This is a genomic window from Vibrio scophthalmi LMG 19158, from assembly GCF_000222585.1.
Taxonomy (GTDB): Bacteria; Pseudomonadota; Gammaproteobacteria; order Enterobacterales; family Vibrionaceae; genus Vibrio; species Vibrio scophthalmi.
Genome location: NZ_AFWE01000096.1, coordinates 1 through 1,215 on the forward strand (window position 1 = coordinate 1; position 1,215 = coordinate 1,215).

At 52.5% G+C, this 1,215-nt stretch carries 1 protein-coding gene and 1 pseudogene; both read right to left on the bottom strand.

What is annotated here, in order from left to right; genetic code table 11:
• A partial coding sequence (locus RH88_RS08435) for a phage portal protein family protein (RefSeq protein WP_005594977.1) occupies positions 1–520 on the bottom strand: 520 nt, incomplete at its 3' end.
• Positions 517–1,215: pseudogene (locus tag RH88_RS23575) on the bottom strand (hypothetical protein); the annotation flags it as partial. The pseudogene RH88_RS23575 and the gene RH88_RS08435, both read right to left, overlap by 4 nt.

Sequence of the window (1,215 nt, forward strand, 5' to 3'; positions counted from 1 at the left end):
ACTCTTGGCGCGTCTCTTGGTCGAACTCAAAAAAGCGCGGGTCAACCCAAGGGGCGGATACAATATCCCAATGCGATTTACTGGTGCGATACATGAGTTCGCACACGGCAAAGCCTTTCCCCAAACCATCCAGTAAATCCATCTTCATCATTTTGATAAAAGGACGGTTCATGAGTTTGCGCACTTCTTCGGCCAGCATGAGGCTCTTTTCATCTTCGCCGCCAGGCGTCACCGTCATAGGTAGGTTAGCCGCTTTGAGTTTGCGAGTACGCAGCACGGATGAATAGTGCGTGTCGCGCTCTTCAATCTCTTCGGCTAAGACCATGAACGGCTCAATGTAAAAGCTCTCTGCTTCACGCAAGGCGCGAGCGCAGCGCTCTGGCGTGATGTTGCTTGCGATGGAGTAACCAGGCGTTGGCGTTCGCACCGAATAGACTGACGCTTCGGTTTGACGTGTGGTGAGCAACGTTTTCTCTGGCGCAAACGGCTCACCTGTTCTTGGGTCAATAATCTTGTTCACAGTAATCCTCCTCGGTTACGCAGACCGAGCGTGCATTTCACCGAGCGGCGAGGCTCAGCGTTGCTTTGTTGTTTAATCGAGTGCGAGCCATAGACCGCTTTGTTGTTCTCAAGGCTGGCAAGGTAGGCAAACCAAATCGCAATGGCCGAGTCGCCATGGCGCTTTTTCTTCTCGCCTTTGACCTTGCGCTCACGGTCAATCTTTGGTGTGCCGTTGATGGTCTTAATCGCCGTGATATCGCATATCACATCCTCATCCGCGGGGATGGTGAGTTGTTGATCTTCAAACGCAGCTTTGAATTTAGGCATGTGCTCGCGGTAGTAGCTCTCAGAGAGCATGATGATTTCCGCCAGACTGCCGTACTCTTCTTGAGCCTGCTCAGCCACATAGTTACCGTTACCGCCGCCATCGAGCTTTAAGGCGCACAGCATCGGCAGGCGATCACAAATAAACTTGATGGCTTGCTCTTGCTGCTTGTGCGGCACGTTGTGCAGCTCGACCAAGAAAGGCACATGCCTGGTTGAATCTTGGTTAATGGTCATCGGTGCAAAGACCGATAAGTGGCCGCTGCGCGCAAAGTCTTCCCCAAACGCGTGAGGGCGTGGTGGTAGCCTATCGAGTAACGGCTCCACCATTTCCTCAAGCCACGCTTTCATCTCAATACGGCGCAGTGGTTCTTTGGTGTTGTTAAAAGC